Origin of the sequence: Spirillospora sp. CA-142024 (assembly GCF_050942325.1) — a bacterium.
In the GTDB taxonomy this organism is placed as follows: domain Bacteria; phylum Actinomycetota; class Actinomycetes; order Streptosporangiales; family Streptosporangiaceae; genus Spirillospora.
In genome coordinates, this window is record NZ_CP192077.1 from 7,862,250 (window position 1) to 7,880,874 (window position 18,625).

An 18,625-nucleotide genomic window follows, 5' to 3' on the forward strand; every position below is an offset into this window, starting at 1 on the left:
CGAGGGTCTGTCGCGCCAGTGGGTAGGGAATCAGGGTTTGTCGCTGCCGACGATCCACATCGCGAAGAACTGGGCGCCGCCGCCGTAGGCGTGGCCGAGCGCGCGGCGCGCGCCGTCCACCTGGTGCTCGCCGGCCTGCCCGCGCACCTGCAGCGCGGCCTCCGCGAACCGGATCATCCCGGACGCGCCGATCGGGTTGGACGACAGGACGCCGCCGGAGGCGTTCCACGGGATGTCGCCGTCCAGCGCCGTGGCGCCCGCCTCGGTGAGCTTCCAGCCCTCGCTCTCTCCGCAGAACCCGAGGTTCTCCAGCCACATCGGCTCGTACCAGGAGAACGGAACGTACACCTCGGCGCAGTCCAGCTCGCTGCGCGGGTCCGTGATCCCGGCCTGCCGGTACACGTCCGCCGCCGCGTCCTTGCCGCCCTGCGGGCTCACGGTGTCGCGGCCCGCGAACTGCATCGGCTCCGACCGCATCGACGTGCCGTGCACCCACGCGGGCGGGCTCGGCGCCTTCTTGGCGGCGTCCTCCGAGGCCAGCACCATCGCGCACGCGCCGTCCGACGACGGGCAGGTCTCCAGGTAGCGGATCGGCTCCCACAGCATCGGCGTCGACTCGACCATCTCGCGGGAGATGCCGGGGATCTTCAGGTGCGCGTACGGGTTCTTCAGCGCGTTCTGCCGGTCCTTGACCGCGACGAGCGTCCCGACGTGGTCGGGTGCGCCCGACCGCCGCATGTAGGCGCGGATGTGCGGCGCGAAGTAGCCCCCCGCCCCGACGACGAGTGAGGTGGTGAACGGCCCGTTCACCGTCAGCGCCCACGTCGCGTTGGACTCCGACTGCTTCTCCCACGCGATCGTGAGGACCCGCTCGTGCACCCCGGACTGGATCAGGTTCGCCGCGACGATCGCCGTGGACCCGCCCACCGAGCCGGCCGTGTGCACCCGCAGCAGCGGCTTGCCGGTCGCGCCGAGCGCGTCCGCCAGGAAGACCTCCGGCATCACCACGCCCTCGAACAGGTCGGGCGCCTTGCCGACGACGACGGCGTCGATGTCCTTCCAGGTCAGCTGCGCGTCCTCCAGCGCACGGCGGGCCGCCTCGCGGACCAGGCCCGCCATCGACACGTCCAGCCGCTTGGTCTTGTATTCGGTCTGCCCGACCCCGATGACCGCACAGGACTTAGCCATTCTTCTCTCCCGACAGCACGCAGACGAGGTTCTGCTGGAGGCAGGGGCCGGACGCGGCGTGCCCGAGCGTCCGGGACGCAGTCCCGTCGTGGATGCGGGACGCGGCCTCGCCGATCCGGATGAGGCCCGCCGCCATCACCGGGTTCGCCGACAGCGCCCCGCCGGACGGGTTGACCGTCACGCCGCCGCCCAGGCCGAGCGCCTCGCGCAGGATCAGTTCCTCGTGGCTGAACTGCGCGTGCAGTTCCGCGACCTCGATCCCGGTCGCGCCGGCTTTCTCCCCCGCGATGCGGGCGGCCTCCGAGCGGGTCAGGTCGCGCACGCCCAGCGAGTGCGGCTCGGTGCGGTGGTCGATGCCGGTGATCCACGCGGGCCGCTCGCACAGCTCCCGCGCCGTGTCGCCGGCCGCGAGGACGATCGCCGCCGCTCCGTCGGTGATGGGCGCGACGTCGTAGGGGTGCAGCGGCGCCACGTCGTAGTCGTCACCCTCGGGGTCCGGCAGGTGCAGCGCGAACGGGTTGTCGCGCCCGGACGCGCGGGACCGTGCCGCGACGGCGCGCAGGTCGTCCTCCTTCACGCCCGCCCTGTCCATGTACGCGCGGGCCTGCATGGCGGCCATCGACACCTGGTCGACGCCGAGCGGAGCCAGGTGGTACGGGTCGAGCTGCTGGGTCATGATCGCCCGGAGATCGCCCTGGGACGACTTGCCGAACCCGTACACCAGTGCCGTGTCGGTCTGGCCGATCTGGAGCTTCACCCACGCCTCGTACAGCGCCCACGCGCCGTCCATCTCGACGTGGCTCTCGGAGATCGGCGGCCACGCGCCGAGCGTGTCGAGTGCGGAGACGAAGGCGAAGGGCGCGCCCTGCAGGTAGTCGCACGACCCCGAGCAGGTGAAGCCGAACCGGGACAGCCCGGTCCGCTCCTTGATCTCCGCGATCACCGGAAGGACGATCTCGGTCTCCGCGAGCCCCTGGTCCTCGGCGCTGTGACGGCTCTGTGCGAACGCGACGACTGCGACATCACGCATTACATGAAGTCCTTGATCTCTTCGAAGGGGACGTCGGGCTCGTCGATGGGCTCGAACCACTTGATGTTGGCCATCGACCGGTCCCACTCCTCGCGGGGCCGCCACGCCGCCTTCACCCGCATGCCCATCCGCACCTGGTCGGCCGGGATGCCCGCGACGAGCGTGAGCATCGTCAGGCCGGCGCCGTCCAGCAGGACGTAGCCGGACACGAACGGCACCTCGGGCGCGCGCGGGTCGGGGATGTTGTTGACCGCGAAGGTGGTGACGGTGCCGGTGTCGGGCAGCTCCACCTCCTCGCTCGTGGGAACGCCGTCGCGCGGGCAGAACCCCTTCATCGGAACGATGACCTTCTCGCACACCGGGCAGCGGTGCCCGATGATCCGTCCCTCGGAGATCCCCTCCAGGAACCGGCCGAGCGCCCGGCCGCCCTTCAGCCGGTACGCCAGCGACGCCTGCGGGTTGATCATCGTGACCTCGGGCAGGAAGCACTCGATGTCGCGGATGGTCCCGGTGCGCTCCGCGCGGTACTTCGGCCGCACCCGCATCCCGGTCTTCAGGAACTTCGGCGGCTTCGCGCCGGCCTCGAAGACGCCGAGGTCGAGCGCGTGCAGCAGTGCCGTGTCGGCGCCGTCCGGGCGGATCAGCGCCCACGCGAACGGGCGGTCGAACGGATGCTCCTTGGCCGGGCGCGGCACCCACGACCAGGTCGTGACGGTGCCGGCGGGGCCGACCTCGACGAACTCGCCGGTGACGTCCTCGCCGGTCTCGGGGTCGCACTCGGCCGGCGGGACGAGCACCCTGCCGCCCGCCGTGCGGACCCCGACCATCCGGCCGTCGCGCAGCTCGCTGAGGAAGCGCCCGATCACCGGCCCGACCGAGCGGGTGTAGCCGCCGGGGAACCCGATGACGTGGTTCGGCCCCTGTTCGGACGGCCCCGTGTTAGATGGCACTGTCGCGGTCCTTCCAGTACGGGTCGCGCAGCTTGCGCTTGAGGAGCTTGCCGTTGGGCTCGCGCGGCATCGTCTCGATGAAGTCGATGGACCTCGGCCACTTCATCTTGGCGAGCCGTCCCTCCAGGGACGCGAGGATCTCGTCCGCGAGCTCCGGGCCCGGCTCCACGCCGTCGGCGGGCTCGACGACCGCCTTGATCTGCTCGCCCCACTCCTCGTCCGGGATGCCGAACACGGCCACGTCCCCGACCTTCGGATGCAGGATGATCTCGTTCTCGATCTCGGCGGGGTAGATGTTCGCGCCGCCGGAGATGATCATGTCGGACTTGCGGTCGGACAGGAACAGGAACCCGTCCTCGGTCAGGTAGCCGATGTCGCCGACGGTGAAGAAGTCCTTGAGACGGTTCTTCTCCGTCTTCTCCTTGTCGCCCTTGTACTCGAACTCGACGCCGGCCATCTTCATGTAGATCGTGCCGTGCGTCCCGGCCGGGACGGGGTCCCCGTCGTCGTCCACGATCAGCAGCTCGCTGATCGGCCACGCGTTCCCGACCGTGCCGGGGTGGGCGCGCCAGTCGCCCGGGCTGGCGATCGTCCCGCCGCCCTCGGTCGCCGCGTAGTACTCCCAGATGCAGTCGCCCCACCAGTCGAGCATCTGGTGCTTGAGCGGCACCGGGCACGGCGCCGCCGCGTGGATCGCCCACTTCATGCTCGACACGTCGTACCGGGCCCGGACGTCCTCGGGCAGCGCCAGCAGCCGCTTGAAGTGCGTCGGCACCATGTGGGTATTGCTCACACGGTGTTCCTGGATCATCCTCAGGGTGTCTTCGGCGTCCCACCTGTCCATGTAGACGAGCGTGTGGCCCATCTGCAGGGCGGTTCCGCCGAACTGGGTGACGGCCGTGTGGTAGTTCGGCGAGGTGATCAGATGGGCCTGGTGCTCGCCCCCGGCCGGGAGGCCCGGCGGGATTCCGAACAGGCCGAGCAGGAACGTCATCAGCTCGGCGCTGTCGTCGGGGTCGATGCCCATCAGCGCCCGCTTGACGCCCTTCGGCCGTCCCGTCGTCCCGGACGTGTAGTGCATGGTGGCGCCGTTGCTGCGGTCGTCCGGAAGGGTGTCGGGCTGCCCGTCGACCAGCTCCGCATACGGCCGGAACCCCTCGACGTCCCCGATCGCGAAACGCCGGTGAGCCTCGATCTCCTCACCGGCCCGCGCGCCCTCCTCGGCGTAGCGCTCGTGGACGAAGAACGCCTTCGCGTCGCTGTCGGCCACGATGTAGCCGATCTCGGGTCCGGTCAGGTGCCAGTTGACCGGCGTGTAGTACCAGCCCGCCTGGAGCGCCGCCAGGTACAGGACGAGTCCCTCGACGCCGTTCGGGACGAGGCCGCAGATGCCGTCGCCCTTCTCCAGGCCCAGGGCGCGCAGTCCGTGGACGAGCCGGTTCGAGCGGGCCAGCAGGTCGCCCGCGGTGTGCTTCGTCCCGTCCGGATCGACGGCGGCGACCCACCCGGGGTCGGTCTGCGCCAACCGCCAAAAGCCCAATGACCCCATCGGATCTCCCTACGTGATCACAGCGAGCACCGACACCCGGAGCGGCGCCCGGCGTCCAAAGTAGATCACGTTCTCGTTTTGCAGTTCAAGCCCTACCGGTAGGGCGACGCCTTAACTAGAATCTGTTCTCGTTTGACATCTGAGCTGGAGGAACCCATGGCGGAACGGCTGCCGATCAGCACCGAGCACTGCGTCGTCGAGCGCGACGGACACGTCGTCATCGTCACGATGAACCGGCCCGAGGCGCGCAACGCGCTCAGCTCCTCGATGCTGGTCGGGCTCGCCGACGCCTGGGCCTACATCTCCGACACCCCCGAGGTGCGGGTCGGCATCCTCACCGGAGCGGAGGGGACGTTCTGCGCCGGCGCCGACCTGAAGGCCATGGGACAGCAACCTTCGGACCCACGCGTCCAGGAGCGCATGGCGCAGATCCCGAACTTTCACTGGAAGGGCCTCCTGCGCGAGGGCCGGCCGACCAAGCCGCTCATCTGCGCCATCGAGGGTTACGCCGTCGCCGGCGGCACCGAGCTGCTCGTCGGCACCGACCTGCGCGTCGTCGCCGAAGGCGCCACCCTCGGCCTGTACGAGGCCAAGCGCGGCCTGTTCCCGATGGGCGGGTCCGCCATCCGGCTCCCCCGCCAGATCGGCTACGCCAACGCGATGGACATCCTCCTCACCGCCCGCTCGGTGACCCCGCGGGAGGCCCTCGCGATGGGCCTGATCAACAAGATCGTCCCGGACGGCACCGCGCTCGCCGCCGCCCGCGAACTGGCCGACCAGATCGCCGAGTGCGGCCCACTCGCCGTCCAGGGCATCCTCCGCACCTACCGCGAGACCCAGCACCTCTCCGAAGAGGACGCCCTCAAGATCTCCGACGAGATCGGCTGGCCCGTCATCGGCTCCGAAGACGCCAAGGAGGGCTCCCGCGCCTTCAAGGAGAAGCGCCCCGCCGTCTACCACGGCAAATAGCACCTTCCACGGCGACCCGCTCGTGGTGTCCGGTCATCAGGACCGCGTCCACGGGCTCGCGAGAAGGACGACCGGGAGCAGCAGGACGATGGCGACCGCCGTCCCCATCGCCCCACCGCCGACGGCCAACAACGCCCGCACGCCCGGCCCGGGGAGCACCACGCCGATTCGGTTCCGGTACAGCCCGGACCTCACGCGGATCTCCTCCGCCAAGGCCGCCATCCGGCGTCCCCGCGTGAACGGCCCCAGCATCCGGCACGGCAACCGGACGCTTTCGCCCTGCGCCGTGAGAAGGAACAGCCCGTACTCCGGCGAGTTCCTGCCCTTCGGCCGGATGGAGATCCCCGCTATCCGGTCCCAGGGGATCGCCTCCTCCGCTTCGCCGCGTCGAAGCGTCACACCGTGGGCGTCGACGAGCGTCCGGAAACGGGGCGACGCACGACGCGCGAACACCACGAGCTGGATGGGGAGCGCCACGAACGGCACGGCCAGGAAGGTCCACGTCCCGCCGGCCGCCACCAGCACCACGGCGACGGCGAGCATGGCTGCGGACAAGGCGTTCAAGGCAAGCCACCAGGCGGTAGACGGCCGCAGAACCAGCGGCTCCGGCCCAAGCGCGGGAGGCATGCGCGCAAGGCTAGCGACCGAGGACGATCAAGGGCCAGACCGTCATCGGCTCCGAAGACGCCAAAGAGGGCTCCCGAGCCTTCAAGGAGAAGCGCCCCGCCATCTACCACGGCAAATAGCACCTTCAAGACAAGCAGGACGCCCTCCAGGGAGGACCCCCGATCCGTCGGTTCCGCGCTGTAGGCTCCGGACCCATGAGCGCAGAACCGATCCGGACTCTGTCTCCGGCCCCCGTAACGGATGAGTACGAGGTCATCCACCTAGGCGGTGAGGCAGCGGCAGTCGTGCCCCTGGCAGAGATCAGAAAGCTGAAGGCGCTGGAGCGGTCCGCGACGCCCGAGGCTCTGGACGCGGCCGAGGCCGATGCCGCCTCCGCCGCCCTGGACGAGTGGGAGGCGGCGGGACGCCCCGGCGCCATAAGCCATGAGGAGTTCATGGCAGAGATCCTCGGCGGCACCGAGTGAAGATCGAGTGGTCACTGGACGGACAGCAGACGTTGCGGCGGTACATGAATGACCAAGAGGGCATGCATGCCATCGCCGCCGCGATCCGCCTGCTGGCCGACGACCCCGCCCCGCCTGAGGCGTTCCCCTGGGGAAAGGAAGGTGACTTCCGGCTGCGCGTCGGTCCGTACCGCGTGATGTACCGCTTGAAGGAAGACGTGATCATCATCGGTCATGTGAGCCGAGCCGCCACCTGAGCGGCACGTACGGCTCAGCCAGGTAGTTCGAGGCCCGCCGACCGAAACCCGCCCGCCCCAAGAGCAGGGGCATGCTAGCCGGGTTAGCGCCCGGGAACGATCAGGGAACGCGTGGACACGGGGACTGGTCCCGCACCGCCTTCTTCCCGGCGGGCGCGGATGGGAGGATAAGGGCCGTCCGAAAATGGGTGGGTGGTTTGTGGGGGTTTTGACGTGGCATCGCTGGGGCGAAGCGAGTCACGGAAGGACTGAGCAGGCCATGGCCTTGCACATAGGACGCAGGCGGCGTGAGACCACGGAGACGACGCCCAGGCGGCCGCTCTGGCCCCGGCGGACGGCGGCGGACGGCGCCTCGAAGACCACGGTGGTCCAGCGGAAGCCGCGGCGGTGGCGGCGCAGCCGGCACAACCCGGTCAGCACGATGATCCTGTCCGCGGGCTGGGCGGCCGCCGCGATCCTCGCCCTCGGGATGCTGCTGACCTGGGGCGACGCGAATCCGGGGAACACCCTGGTGGACGCCGTACTCGACGCGGGGCGCTGGCTCGCGACGCCGTTCCACGACGTCTTCACGCGGTCCGACCCCGACGAGCAGCTCTACATCAACTGGACCCTCGCCGGCGTCGTCTACTACGTCCTCGCCCGGGCCCTGTCGTGGATGACGCGCTTCTGAGAAGCGCGGCATGAGGCCCCGGCCGGCGCTGCTGGGGAACAGCGGCGGCCGGGGCCTGCGGGGCGGTCAGCCTTCGGTGATGGCGTTGAGGCGCTCGATGGCCTCGACGTACTCCTCGATCAGGTCGTAGACGACCTGGGCGGCCGGCTTGACCTGGTTCATCGAGCCGACGATCTGGCCGACCGGGAAGGTGACCAGCTCACCGTCGCCGGAGCGCTGGATGCGCGGCAGGGCGTCCGCGATCAGCATGAACTGCATCGGCATCGGCAGGTAGCCCGGCGACTTCTCGCTCTCCCACGCCTCGGTCCACGCGGTCTTGAGGAAGCGGGCGGGCTTGCCCGTCCAGGCCCGGGACCGGACGGTGTCGCGGGACGTGGCGTTCAGCAGCTTCGGCAGAGCGCGCTCGGGGGTGTCGGCCTCGTCCACGGTCAGCCAGATCGAGCCGGTCCAGACGCCGTCCGCGCCGAGCGCCATGCCGGCGGCCATCTGCCGGCCCCGGCCGATGCCGCCCGCGGCGAGCACGACCGTGTCCTCCCCGACGGCGTCCACGACCTCGGGGATGAGGACCATCGTGGCGACGTCGCCGGTGTGACCGCCCGCCTCGGTGCCCTGCGCCACGATGATGTCGACGCCGACATCGACCTGCTTGCGGGCGTGCCGCGCGTTGGAGGCGAGGCCGGCGACCTTGACGCCGTGCTCGTGCGCCTGCTCGACGACGTCCGCCGGGGGCGGGCCGAGCGCGTTGGCCAGCAGCGCGATCGGGTGCTTGAGCGCCACCTCGACCTGCGGCCGCGCGGTCACGTCGGTCCACCCGAGCAGCGCCTTGCCGGCCTTCTCGCTCGGCGGTTCGACGCCGTGCTCGGCGAGCAGCTCCTCAAGGAACTCCTTGTGCTCCGCCGGGATCATGCCCTGCAGCTTGCCGAGCAGCTCCTCGGCGTCGCCCATGTCGGCGCCCTCGTACTTGGCGGGCATGACGACGTCCACGCCGTAGGGCTTGCCGCCCACATGCTCGTCGATCCACTTGAGCTCCAGCTCGAGCTCCTCGGGGGTGAAATGCAGGGCGCCGAGGACGCCCATGCCGCCGGCGCGGCTCACCGCCGCGACCACGTCGCGGCAGTGACTGAACGCGAAGATCGGGTACTCGATGCCGAATAGTTCGGTGACTCGTGTCCGCACAGCCCCGACCCTAAGCGCGCACACGCAAAACTGCAACAGGTTCTAGTTACAAATCTCCCGACCAGCGCGCTTCACCCTTCGACATAGAACACGTATCACCCAGGTGTGCGAGAGTGCGAGGCCGGGACCGATCGCGCCGAGCCGTTGGAGGCGCAGGACGCGGGAGTCGGGGGTGGGTCAGCGGCGGTGGGTGGGGCCGGCGGCCTTGCGCTGCTGGCGCTGGCTGCCGGGGGCCGCGCGGCGAACGGCGGCCGGGCGCGGCGCGGGCGGCGCGGGGGGCTTGGGCGGGCCGGACGGGGTCATGTCGCCGAACTTGCCGTCCGCGCGGCGCGGCGCCTCGATGCGCGGGGCCTCGCGGCGGGCCAGGGCCAGGGAGCCGCCGACGAACAGCAGGATCAGGCCGAGGAAGATGGCGGCCCCGGGGAGGTAGCTGCGCACGAGGTCGATCTGCAGCGCGGTGCTGTCGGCCGTGTCGACGAGGCCCTTCTGGTCCTTGTCGACGGTGATGAGGTCGGCCTGGGCGACGATCATCGAGCCCTTGCCGTCCGGGGTGCGGACGGTGCTGCGCACGTTCTCGCGGTGCTTGACCGGGATGCCGGTGCGCGGGTCGACCCAGACCGTGTTGTACGCCTCGGTGTAGCGGTCGACCTTCTGGTCGCCCGCGTCCTCGGGCAGGCCGAGCATCTTGGCGGGCAGTTTGGCGTCGAGCGCGGCCGTCTTCGTCAGCGGGATCGTCTGGGTGAACCGGTACGTCGTGAGCCCGTGGACCTTCTCGACCGCGTTGAACTGCATCGGCGCCGACTGCTTGGTCGTCATGTCGAAGAACGGGTAGTCCCGCTTCTCGACGTTCCCGAGCGGGAACAGCAGCCCGTAGCCCGACATCCGGACGGTGTTGTCGCCGTCGACGTTGGTGCCGCAGCAGTTGGTGAGCAGTCCGGTCCGGCGGTCGAACGCGATGCGGAAGCCCTGGATCTGGATGGGCTTGTCCGGGTCGGCCTGGTCGTAGATGTTGGTCGTGGAGTCCCAGACCGCGATGTCGTCGTCGCCCTCGTTGGCGCGGACGTCGCCGCGGACGGTGTTCTTGGCGAGGAGGGTGACGCCGGTCTTCAGCTTCAGGTCGGCCTGGTCGAAGTACGTCGAGCCCTTCGACTCCAGGTTCGTCACCTGGTAGCGGTTCAGCGGCGCGACGACGACCTGGTCGGCCACGTAGAAGCGGACGAGCGGCGCGAGCGTCAGGAAGAAGGCCCCCAGGCCGATCAGGACCAGGCCGACCGGTCGCCGCATGAACACCTCCGGGACTGCCCTCGTGCACACGGCCGAGGGGCCACGTCCAGCATGTCCGGGTCACCCTACCGGAGCGGCGTACTGGTCGGTAAGCTCCTCGTTACCTCACCGGCCCCGCGAACGGGGCGCCCCAGCCGGCGGACGACAGGAACAGCGAGGTGGCCGCATGGCCTCGGCGCCCCCCAGGCAGGACGGGCCTCGTCTCGACCCTGGACATCGGGCCACTCTGGCGCGGTCCGTGCGGCTGCTGAGCGCGTTCCGGCGCGAGCAGAGCGAGCCGGAGTACTTCTACGGGCTGATGGCACGTGACACCGTCGCGCAGCTCGGTTCGTACACCGACCTGGACGGCGCGACGGTCATCGACGTGGGCACCGGGTCCGGTTTCTTCGCGCGCGCGTTGACCGAGGCAGGGGCACGCTGTACCGGCATCGACCATGACCTCGCCGAGCTGACCGCGCACAACGTCCCGGGGCCCAACGCTTTGGTCGCCAGCGCGCTGGCCCTTCCGTTCCGGACGGGCTCAGCCGACGTGTGCTTCTCCTCGAACGTGCTGGAACACGTCCCGGATCCGTGGCGCATGGCCGACGAGATGGTCCGCGTGACCAGGCCGGGCGGGACGGTCTTCCTGTCGTTCACCAACTGGCTGTCTCCATGGGGCGGCCACGAGACTTCGCCCTGGCACTATCTCGGCGGCGACCGTGCCGCCCGGCGCTACGAGCGCCGGAACGGGCGTCCGCCGAAGAACCACTTCGGGCGGTGCCTGCACCCGGTGTCGGTGTCGTCGGCGCTGAAGTGGGCCCGCAACAACGACGGCGTGACCGTTCTGGACGCTCTGCCGCGCTATCACCCCCGCTGGGCGGAGGGCGTCGTCCGCATCCCCGGCCTGCGCGAGATCGCCACCTGGAACCTCGTCCTCGTCCTCAGGAAGAAGACGTGAGGCCGGACGCGCAGGTGGCCAGGCCGGCGGCGCCGCCCATTTCGGGGCACCAGGACACCCTGGACGGCGTCCGGGCCGTGGCCGCGCTCGCCGTCCTCGTCTTCCACGTCGCCAGCGCGGCCGGTTCCATCACGAACCCGAACGGCGTGCGCTGGCTGTTCAACGGCGGCCAGGTGGGCGTGCCCATCTTCTTCACACTGTCGGGGCTTCTGCTGTACCGCCCGTGGGCGGCGGCCGTCCTGGACGGGCGATCCGCCCCGCGAACCATCGAATACCTGCGCAGACGCGTGCTGCGCATCATGCCCGCCTACTGGGCCGTGATCGTGGTCTTCATGGCCACGGCAGGCCGAGACCACATCGGCGACCCGGTGACCTGGGGTTCGCTGCTCACTCTGACGCACACGTATCTGCCCAATGCGTGGTGGGACAGCGACCTGGGCCCGGCGCAGATAGGGCAGCTCTGGAGCCTCGTCGTCGAGGCCGGCTGGTACGTCACGCTGCCCTTCACCGCAGCGGTCCTCGGCTGGTACGCGCGCCGGGTGCGCACGCACGACGTCGGCGTCCGGGCCAGGCGCCTCCTCATCGGCATCGGCGTGTACGGGGCGCTGTCGCTCCCGTGGACGGCGTTCATGTTCGTCCCGGACCGGCACTCCCAGATGGGGATGTGGCTTCCCCGGTTCTTCGTCTGGTTCGCGATCGGGATGGCGCTCGCGGTGGTGACGGTGTGGGCGCGGCTGGACGAGCGGCGTCCCGTGGCCGCGATGTGCCGGGCCGTGTCGGACTCGTGGGCGGCGTGCTGGGTCGCGGCCGCGATGCTGTACGTGGTGGCGGCGACGCCCGCGGCGGGACCGCTCAGCCTCCAGACCGCGGACGCCTTCTGGACGTCCGTGCTGCACCTGATCGTGTTCGGGCTGTGCGCGGCGGCGCTGGTCGCGCCGGTGGCGCTGGCGCCGGCGGGGCAGCCCGCGCTCGGAGCGATCCTGGGCAACCCGGTCATGCGGTTCCTCGGCCGGATCTCCTACGGCGTGTTCCTGTGGCAGCTGCTGATCATCGTCTCCTGGTACGACGCGACGGACCGCGGCTTCCGGGGGGACGTCGCGACGGATCTGCCGCTGATGGCCGCGGCGACCATCGCAGCGGGGACACTGAGCCACTGTCTGGTGGAGTGGCCGGTCCAGCGGCTGACCCGGCGCCGTGGCCGGGCCCGCCCGGCCACGGCCCGGGCGCCGTCCAGCTGAGCGAGATCCGGCCGCCGGAGTCGCCGCCGCCGGGCGGCACGGGACGCCACAGCTCGACCGCGATCCGCCCGACGATCACCAGCCCGAGCAGCTGCGGGGCGATGTCGCCGACCGGGCCGGACGGGGCGGCGGGGTTGTCGAGCAGGTCCACTTGGAGCCCGGCGGCGAGGCAGCCCGTCCCGGCGAGCATGGCGAGCGCGACCGGCCACGGCGAGGCGAGGGCGCGTGGGACGGCGGAGCGGCGGGTCCGGGCCCAGCCGCACACGGCGGCGGTCCCGGCCGTGACTGCGAGGCCGGGCACCCCCGCGATCCAGCCGCCGAGGAGGGCGGCGAGGCCGATCGCCGCCCATGCGGGCCAGCCCGTCCCGGCGACGAGCGCGCGGGGCTCCGGGCGGCGGCCGCGCCTCCCCGGCCAGCAGGCGACGACCAGCAGGACGAGCAGCAGGTTGAGGCCGGCGACGACGGCGATCCGCTGCGCCCGGTCGGGTGTGTAGGTGAGCTCGACGACACCGGCGGTGCCCTCGGGGACGACCCAGCCCTGTTTCCACCCGTCCAGCCGGACGGGCCGCAGCTCGGTGCCGCCGGTCGTCGCCCGCCAGCCGGTGTTGAAGTTCTCGTTGACGGTGAGGAAGGAAGCGGTGCCGGCGTCCACCTCCACCTTGCGGGAACTCGCCCCCCAGCTGACGATCTTGACCTGCTGCGGGGGCCGCGCCGCGGCGGCCGCCTCCGGCTTCGCCCCGACCGTCACCGTGTCGACGCGATAGGAGTCGAACGGCACGGAGGTCAGATGGTTCTGGCCCGCCTTGAGCTCGGCCTGGGCGCACGAGACGAACCGCAGGGGACGCCCGGCGAGCAGGTCGCCGAGCGTGCCGGACGCCTTCGTCTGGACGGTTCCGCTCCGGTCGCCGACGTGCAGTTTCGGCCCGTATCCGCACTGCAGCCGCAGCGGGTAGGTCCGCACGTCCGGGATCGGCTTGACTCCGGGGATGCTCAGCTCGGCCACCTGGACGGGCCGGGTCCGGCTCTCCCGGAAGAAGGTGAGCGTCAGCCGGTCGGTCGTCATCGGGGCGAACGACAGCTTGCCCTGGGCGTCCGACAGCCCTTCGCGGGTCTCGCCCTTCTCGCCCTCGACACGGACGCGGATCGGGCCGGACGCGCCGGGAGGCCGTGTGACCGTGACCGCGGACAGCCGCTTCCGCTCCCTCCACCGGACGCCGTAGGTCGGCGACTCCTCCTTCTCCCCGGCGATCCAGGACGTCGCCCGGTCGCCGTCGAAGCCCGATCTGGGCTGGTCGGCGGGATGGCCGGACAGCGTCGAGCTCGCGGTGACGACCGGCTGGCCGTGCACGCCGGTGTACCGGTCGATGAGCCGCTGGTCGGTGAGGACGGCCGTCCCGGTGACGGGGGCCTTGCCGGACACCGGCGAGGTGAACGTCCGGTCGAAACCGGAACCCTCCTCGTCACCGGAGCCGAGAGACGGCGAGCACACCCACCGCCGGTCGCCCTTCATGCACTCGCCCGTCGCGCCCGGAGTCCGGCTCATGACGTACGTGACGGGGCCACCGGCGGGCGCGGGCATCGTGTAGGTGCGGGTGGGCTTCACACCTTCGACGGTCACGTCCGCCACGCCCGCGCGCGCGAACGCGGGAACGACGGGTTCGGAGGCCAGGGCGGTGATCCGCAGACGCAACCAGCGAGTGGGGCCCTCGGGCCCGCGGAGGGCCTGGGCGGTCGCGATCTTCTGGACGTCCTGCTCCACCGCTCCGTTCTCGGTCTCGACGGCGACGCGGGAGATCGAAGGCCCGAGGGAACCGTCCTGGACGAACGTGGCGGTCAGATTCCGCACGTCGCGGGGCTTGTCGAAGTCGACGCGGAGCCACTGCCCGACGGGCCCGTTCCAGCCGCCGGTCTCCCAGGCGGTGAACCGGTCGCCGTCGAAGGCCGCGTACGGTGTCGCCTCGGGCTTGCGGGCCTGCGGGATCGCGTCGTCACCGGCCGCCGACGTGGAAGCCGTGACGTCGCGGACACCGCCGCCGTACGTCACGTGGGTCGCGTACCGCTTCCACCCCTTGTCGAGGACGTCGGTGGCCTCGCCCTTGTGCGCGGCCGAGAGCGTCGGGGACGTCTGGTGCAGTTCACCGAAGTTGCGGCGCAGCAGCCGAGGCGAGTCGGTCACGACCCGGGCGCCCCTGAGGTCGGGGGCGTCGTCGTCCAGCAGGACGGGCCCGTCCGGCAGCACGTCGTCGTCCGCCATGGCGAGCAGCGACTCCGGCCCCCCGTACACGCGGACGGGATCGGTCGCGCCGGCGAGGTTCGCGACGTCGGCGGCGCCCTCGACCTCGTAGACCTCCAGCGGCGGGTACTTCTGGTCGACGGCGGACACGGCGTCGTCGGCGTCTCCTCCGACGGGCGCGCCGAACGAGGCGGCCCGGCGCATGCCCGGCGAGTCGTCCAGCGCCTCGTGCAGGCGGGCGGGCCAGGCGCCGCGCAGGGTCTCCCGCCGCAGGTCGTTGCGGACCAGGACGTACCGGACACCCATCCGGCCGAGGAAATCGCTCAGCCCCGGGGACCCCTGCCCTGACCGCACCTGCTGGTCGATCGCGTCCAGCGCCCGCGTGTACCCCGGCGACCCGGCCGGGACGAGCTGCCGGACGCCCCACCGCGCCGACAGCAGCGGCTGGACGATGTCGTCCATCGGACGGCCCCACAGGTACTCGCCGAACGGCGCGCCCGGCACGGCCAGCACTCCCTGCCGTCCCGCTCGCGCGTTGATCCACGACGCGGCGTCCCGCCAGTAGCCGGGCACCTCCCTGAAGTCGCCCGGCCCGGTGAGGCCGTGCGAGGCGGCCGTGACGCCGATGCCGCCGAGCGCGACGGCGGCGGCGACCGGCAGGGCGGCCAGGGACCGCAGTGTCACGCCGAACACCGGCGCCGTCCCGCCGCCCAGGCTCCGCACCGCGCCGTTCCGGTCTCCCCCGCCCTTCCGGGCGCCGCCGTCCTGGACACGGCGGGCCGCCGCGACGAGGACGTGGGCGAGGCCGAGCGCGAGCGGCAGCCGGACGACCGCGTCGAACTTGTGCAGGTTGCGCAGCGGTGCGAGCGGGCCGTCCAGCAGGTCGCGGAGCTGGTGCGCGAACGGGCCCGGGATGTCGCTGATATGGCCCATCGACAGGATGGTCAGCCCGGCGAGCAGCGTGACCAGCAGGAACGTCCGTTCCGGCAGCAGCCGGGCGAGCAGCCCCGCGAGCCCGAGAGCGGCTACGACGCCCGTGCACACGACCGGCACGGGGCTGAGCGACAGGCCGTGCCCGACGGGCCACCAGACCTGCCCGTCCACGATCAGGTAGTTCACCCAGCGTTCCGCGCCGCGCAGCACGTTGATCAGGCCCGTCGGCCCCGTCGTCGTCTCCGCCTTCTCGGTGTAGGTCAGCCAGGAGAACCCGTACGTCCCGGTCAGAAGGAGCGGAGCCAGCCACCAGGCCGTCGCGCCGCCGGCGCACAGGGACCACCAGGCGAGCATCCGTGCCCGGAACGACCCTCGCGGCCTCGTCACCATGTACACGACCGGCACGACGAGGACGGCGACGGTCGCGGCCGCGTTGATGCCGCCGCAGCAGGCGATCGCCAGCCCGGACCCGGCCGCGGCCTTCAGCCGCCCGCGCTCGCCGGACGCCGCGCCCACCAGCGGCAGCACGATCCACGGCAGCATCGCGGCCGGCAGGTACTCCGAGGAGATCTGCCCTAACGTGGCCAGCCCGTTCGGGGCCAGGGCGTAGGCCATCGCGGCGAACGGGCGCGTCCCCGGGCCGCCGATGCCGAGCCGCCCCGCCAGCCGCCACGTACCGGTGAACGCGAGGCACATCAGCAGCGCCAGCCAGAACCGCTGGACGACCCACGCGGGCATGCCGGCCACGTCGCCGAGCGCGAAGAACGGGCCCATCGGGAACAGGTAGCCGACGGCCTGGTTCTGCAGCTGGCCGAACTGCTCGGCGTCCCACAGGTGCAGGGCGCGGCCGAGGAACCCGAGCGGGTTCACCGCCATGTCGATCTTGGTGTCGGCGAGGATCGCGCCGGGCCGGGTGCCGAACGCGAGCGCGGTCAGCGTCAGGCAGCAGGCGAGGACGCGCAGCCGCTCCCGCAGCCGGGCGGCGACGTCCGGGCCGTCCGGCCCGCCGCCGGACGCAGGCTGCGGAGACGCACCGGCGCGAGGCGGATTCGCCTCTCCCACGGCCATGCTCGCCCTCCGCCCCTTATCCGTGCCCCCGGACGTCAGCGACGCCGGCCGGGGTGCTCGTCACCGTAGTGGCGGCCGCCCGCGGTCCGGACGGCGGAGACGACGAGGTCCCGCATCCGGCCGGCGGTGTGCGCCCAGTCGAACTCTGCCGCCCAGGTCTGACATTCCGTGGTCACTTGATCGCGTCTCGTGAGATCGTCCAGCTCCTTCAGGGCGCGCCTGACGACGTCGGCCTGGTCGTCGCCTGCGTGGACCAGCCATCCGGTCGTTCCGTCGCGGACGGCGTCGCGCAGGCCGTCCACGTCGTGGGCGACAGTGGGAACGCCGAGCGCGGCGGCCTCGATCACGCTGAGGCCCCAGCCCTCGCCTTGCGAGGTGCTGAGGTGCAGGTCGGCGCGGGCGACCAGGGCCGCCTTGACGTTCTCGGGGACGTATCCGTGCGCGGTGACGATCCCGTCCAGGCCCCGCGCGCTGATCTCGGCTTTCAACGCGGGCGCTTCAGGCCCGTCCCCCACGATGTGGAGCTTGAGCCCAGGGTGGGTCTCGGCGAGGCTTTCCGCGAGGTCGAGGAGCAGGTTGAGGCGCTTGTGCGGGACGAGCCGGGTCACGCAGACGAGATCCGGGTCTCCCACGGGCACCGAGACCACGCCGTCGAGTTCGGCGACAACCGATCCGTTAGGAACGACGTGAGTCGGCCCTGTCCAGCCCAATCGTTCTCTTACGGCACGTTGGGTGGACGGCGAAACGACCACGAACACGTGACGCCGGTATGTCCAGCGGCTCACCGGGCCCTCCAGGACTTGGCCGACCCAGGCGAGCCACGCGGGGAAGTACAGGCCGAACTGGGCATCGTGCACGTGGTGGATCACGCAGAACACCGGAACACGGCGAGGCAGCACCCACGGCGTGAAGAACGGGATGCCGTTCTGGCAGTCGATGACCGCGTCGAAACGTCGTCCTAGGCGCCGCCCCAGCATCCACAGAAGGACGAGCGGGTAAACGGTGAAACGGCCGCCGAGCCGGACGAAGTCCACGTCCTCGACGCGTTCGCTGCGTTTCTGCCCTCGCGCCCTGCACGTCAGGTAGTGGACGCGCGCTCCGTCGGCGGCGAACCGGCGCGCCAGTTCCCAGGCATAGCGTTCGGCGCCGCCGGCGGCGGGATGCCAGGGATCCCGCCAGTTGACGACCGCCAGCCGTAGTTCTCTCTTCATCCCGTCTTAGCGTTCATCCCGTCGTGGTGTGCGGCGTCGAAGCGCTCTCGGACACCGCGACCGGCAACGGTCGCGGCTCACCGAACACCGCCCGGACCGGCACGACCGGGAGGTTCGGCTTCACCGGCACGGTGGGCGGCCGGACACCGGCGCGCGCGCGGATCCGGGCCAGGTCCATCAGGCACTGCAGCGAATGCCGCCGGACCGAGAACGTCGACCCGGGACGGTCACGCCAGACGACCGGGATGTCCGTCACGGAGGCTCCCCGCCGTACACAGTGGGCGAGGAGCTCGACGTCGAACGAGAAACCCGTCGTCCGCAGGTCGGCCGCAGCCGCCCGGCCCAAGGGACCATGGAAGAACTTGAACCCGCACTGCGTGTCGGGGATGCCGTCCACGAGGTCGCGGACGAGCCGGTTGAACGTGAGGGCGCCGAGCCGCCTGACCGGCAGCGCGTATCCCTCGACGACCGACCGACCGTGGCGCCTTGACCCGACCACGACCGGGCGGCCCTCGCGCAGCCGGACGATGGCTTCGTCCAGAGCCGCGAGGTCTGTCGCCATATCGGCGTCCATGAAGCCTACATAAGAGGCATGGGTCGCGAGTAGCCCCGCGCGGACCGCCGCACCCTTTCCCCGGAGTTCGCAGCGCACCAGCCGCACCGGCACCGGCCCGTCCCAGGCCCGGACGACTTCGGCCGTCCCGTCGGTGCTGGCGTTGTCGACGACGATGACCTCCGCCCGCATCGGCAGGCCGGCGAGCTTGTCGCACAGCAGGCCCAGCCCCGCCGGAAGCCGGTCGGCCTCGTTGTAGGCGGGGACGACGATCTCCAGGAGCGCGGAGCGGTCACGCCGGGTCCCCAT

General features: G+C 71.4%; 15 protein-coding genes and 1 pseudogene. 6 read left to right on the forward strand and 10 right to left on the reverse strand.

Annotated elements, in window-relative coordinates; translation table 11 throughout:
* Positions 1 to 30: 30 nt before the first annotated feature.
* The 4 genes from ACQPZP_RS37225 to ACQPZP_RS37240 are packed head-to-tail and all read right to left on the reverse strand — an operon-like array spanning position 31 to position 4,717.
* Complete coding sequence (locus tag ACQPZP_RS37225) at positions 31 to 1,188, reverse strand: thiolase domain-containing protein (RefSeq protein ID WP_433464304.1); 1,158 nt, start codon at positions 1,186 to 1,188, stop codon at positions 31 to 33.
* Positions 1,181 to 2,218, reverse strand: a complete 1,038-nt coding sequence (locus ACQPZP_RS37230; protein WP_433474358.1) for a thiolase domain-containing protein — start codon at positions 2,216 to 2,218, stop codon at positions 1,181 to 1,183. Before ACQPZP_RS37230 ends, ACQPZP_RS37225 begins: the two co-directional genes overlap by 8 nt.
* Positions 2,218 to 3,168, reverse strand: coding sequence for a Zn-ribbon domain-containing OB-fold protein (locus ACQPZP_RS37235; RefSeq protein ID WP_433474359.1), 951 nt, complete (start codon positions 3,166 to 3,168; stop codon positions 2,218 to 2,220). The genes ACQPZP_RS37230 and ACQPZP_RS37235 overlap by 1 nt, the downstream gene beginning before the upstream one ends.
* Positions 3,158 to 4,717, reverse strand: coding sequence for an acyl-CoA synthetase (locus ACQPZP_RS37240; RefSeq protein WP_433474360.1), 1,560 nt, complete (start codon positions 4,715 to 4,717; stop codon positions 3,158 to 3,160). The genes ACQPZP_RS37235 and ACQPZP_RS37240 overlap by 11 nt, the downstream gene beginning before the upstream one ends.
* Positions 4,718 to 4,873: 156 nt before the next feature.
* Between ACQPZP_RS37240 and ACQPZP_RS37245 the strand changes: the two genes are divergently transcribed.
* Entirely contained in the window at positions 4,874 to 5,686 is an 813-nt protein-coding gene (locus ACQPZP_RS37245; RefSeq protein ID WP_433479736.1) for a crotonase/enoyl-CoA hydratase family protein, read from the forward strand.
* A gap of 36 nt (positions 5,687 to 5,722) precedes the next feature.
* Here ACQPZP_RS37245 and ACQPZP_RS37250 read toward each other — a convergent pair whose 3' ends face one another.
* Positions 5,723 to 6,313 (reverse strand): PH domain-containing protein, encoded by a 591-nt coding sequence (locus ACQPZP_RS37250; protein ID WP_433474361.1) that lies wholly within the window; start codon positions 6,311 to 6,313, stop codon positions 5,723 to 5,725.
* A 284-nt stretch (positions 6,314 to 6,597) separates the two neighbouring features.
* Here ACQPZP_RS37250 and ACQPZP_RS37255 point away from each other — a divergent pair, with 284 nt between their 5' ends.
* From ACQPZP_RS37255 to ACQPZP_RS37265, 3 genes are all read left to right on the forward strand, one after another.
* Positions 6,598 to 6,777: a hypothetical protein gene (locus ACQPZP_RS37255; protein WP_433474362.1), complete on the forward strand. Its 180-nt coding sequence runs from the start codon at positions 6,598 to 6,600 to the stop codon at positions 6,775 to 6,777.
* A complete protein-coding gene (locus tag ACQPZP_RS37260; protein WP_433474363.1) occupies positions 6,774 to 7,013 on the forward strand; it encodes a type II toxin-antitoxin system RelE family toxin in 240 nt (79 codons plus the stop codon). Before ACQPZP_RS37255 ends, ACQPZP_RS37260 begins: the two co-directional genes overlap by 4 nt.
* A 259-nt stretch (positions 7,014 to 7,272) precedes the next feature.
* Positions 7,273 to 7,683 carry a hypothetical protein gene (locus tag ACQPZP_RS37265; RefSeq protein WP_433474364.1) on the forward strand — a complete coding sequence of 137 codons (411 nt, stop codon included), beginning with the start codon at positions 7,273 to 7,275 and terminating at the stop codon, positions 7,681 to 7,683.
* A 66-nt stretch (positions 7,684 to 7,749) separates the two neighbouring features.
* On the opposite strand, the gene ACQPZP_RS37270 is transcribed toward ACQPZP_RS37265, so the two are convergent.
* Both ACQPZP_RS37270 and ACQPZP_RS37275 read right to left on the reverse strand, forming a co-directional pair.
* On the reverse strand, positions 7,750 to 8,859 hold the full coding sequence (locus ACQPZP_RS37270) for an NAD(P)H-dependent flavin oxidoreductase (protein ID WP_433474365.1): 1,110 nt from the start codon (positions 8,857 to 8,859) through the stop codon (positions 7,750 to 7,752).
* A 177-nt stretch (positions 8,860 to 9,036) separates the two neighbouring features.
* Entirely contained in the window at positions 9,037 to 10,143 is a 1,107-nt protein-coding gene (locus ACQPZP_RS37275; protein ID WP_433474366.1) for a DUF3068 domain-containing protein, read from the reverse strand.
* A gap of 166 nt (positions 10,144 to 10,309) precedes the next feature.
* On the opposite strand from ACQPZP_RS37275, the gene ACQPZP_RS37280 reads away from it, so the two are divergent.
* Positions 10,310 to 11,080: a class I SAM-dependent methyltransferase gene (locus ACQPZP_RS37280; RefSeq protein WP_433474367.1), complete on the forward strand. Its 771-nt coding sequence runs from the start codon at positions 10,310 to 10,312 to the stop codon at positions 11,078 to 11,080.
* On the forward strand, positions 11,077 to 12,318 hold the full coding sequence (locus ACQPZP_RS37285) for an acyltransferase family protein (RefSeq protein ID WP_433474368.1): 1,242 nt from the start codon (positions 11,077 to 11,079) through the stop codon (positions 12,316 to 12,318). Before ACQPZP_RS37280 ends, ACQPZP_RS37285 begins: the two co-directional genes overlap by 4 nt.
* Before the next feature lie 1,036 nt (positions 12,319 to 13,354).
* On the opposite strand, the pseudogene ACQPZP_RS37290 reads toward ACQPZP_RS37285, so the two are convergent.
* From ACQPZP_RS37290 to ACQPZP_RS37300, 3 genes and pseudogenes are all read right to left on the reverse strand, one after another.
* Positions 13,355 to 16,552 (reverse strand): annotated as a pseudogene (locus ACQPZP_RS37290) (alpha-(1->3)-arabinofuranosyltransferase domain-containing protein); the annotation flags it as partial.
* A gap of 35 nt (positions 16,553 to 16,587) precedes the next feature.
* Positions 16,588 to 17,763 carry a glycosyltransferase family 4 protein gene (locus ACQPZP_RS37295; protein ID WP_433474369.1) on the reverse strand — a complete coding sequence of 392 codons (1,176 nt, stop codon included), beginning with the start codon at positions 17,761 to 17,763 and terminating at the stop codon, positions 16,588 to 16,590.
* 13 nt (positions 17,764 to 17,776) lie between these two features.
* A complete protein-coding gene (locus ACQPZP_RS37300) occupies positions 17,777 to 18,625 on the reverse strand; it encodes a glycosyltransferase (protein ID WP_433474370.1) in 849 nt (282 codons plus the stop codon).

Excerpts from the sequence above, each read along its gene's own strand:
- ACQPZP_RS37300 (WP_433474370.1), bottom strand. The coding sequence starts at position 18,625 with ATGGGGACCCGGCGTGACCGCTCCGCGCTCCTGGAGATCGTCGTCCCC.
- ACQPZP_RS37295 (WP_433474369.1), bottom strand. The coding sequence starts at position 17,763 with ATGAAGAGAGAACTACGGCTGGCGGTCGTCAACTGGCGGGATCCCTGG.
- ACQPZP_RS37230 (WP_433474358.1), bottom strand. The coding sequence starts at position 2,218 with ATGCGTGATGTCGCAGTCGTCGCGTTCGCACAGAGCCGTCACAGCGCC.
- ACQPZP_RS37275 (WP_433474366.1), bottom strand. The coding sequence starts at position 10,143 with ATGCGGCGACCGGTCGGCCTGGTCCTGATCGGCCTGGGGGCCTTCTTC.
- ACQPZP_RS37280 (WP_433474367.1), top strand. The coding sequence starts at position 10,310 with ATGGCCTCGGCGCCCCCCAGGCAGGACGGGCCTCGTCTCGACCCTGGA.
- ACQPZP_RS37225 (WP_433464304.1), bottom strand. The coding sequence starts at position 1,188 with ATGGCTAAGTCCTGTGCGGTCATCGGGGTCGGGCAGACCGAATACAAG.
- ACQPZP_RS37265 (WP_433474364.1), top strand. The coding sequence starts at position 7,273 with ATGGCCTTGCACATAGGACGCAGGCGGCGTGAGACCACGGAGACGACG.
- ACQPZP_RS37250 (WP_433474361.1), bottom strand. The coding sequence starts at position 6,313 with ATGCCTCCCGCGCTTGGGCCGGAGCCGCTGGTTCTGCGGCCGTCTACC.
- ACQPZP_RS37245 (WP_433479736.1), top strand. The coding sequence starts at position 4,874 with ATGGCGGAACGGCTGCCGATCAGCACCGAGCACTGCGTCGTCGAGCGC.
- ACQPZP_RS37240 (WP_433474360.1), bottom strand. The coding sequence starts at position 4,717 with ATGGGGTCATTGGGCTTTTGGCGGTTGGCGCAGACCGACCCCGGGTGG.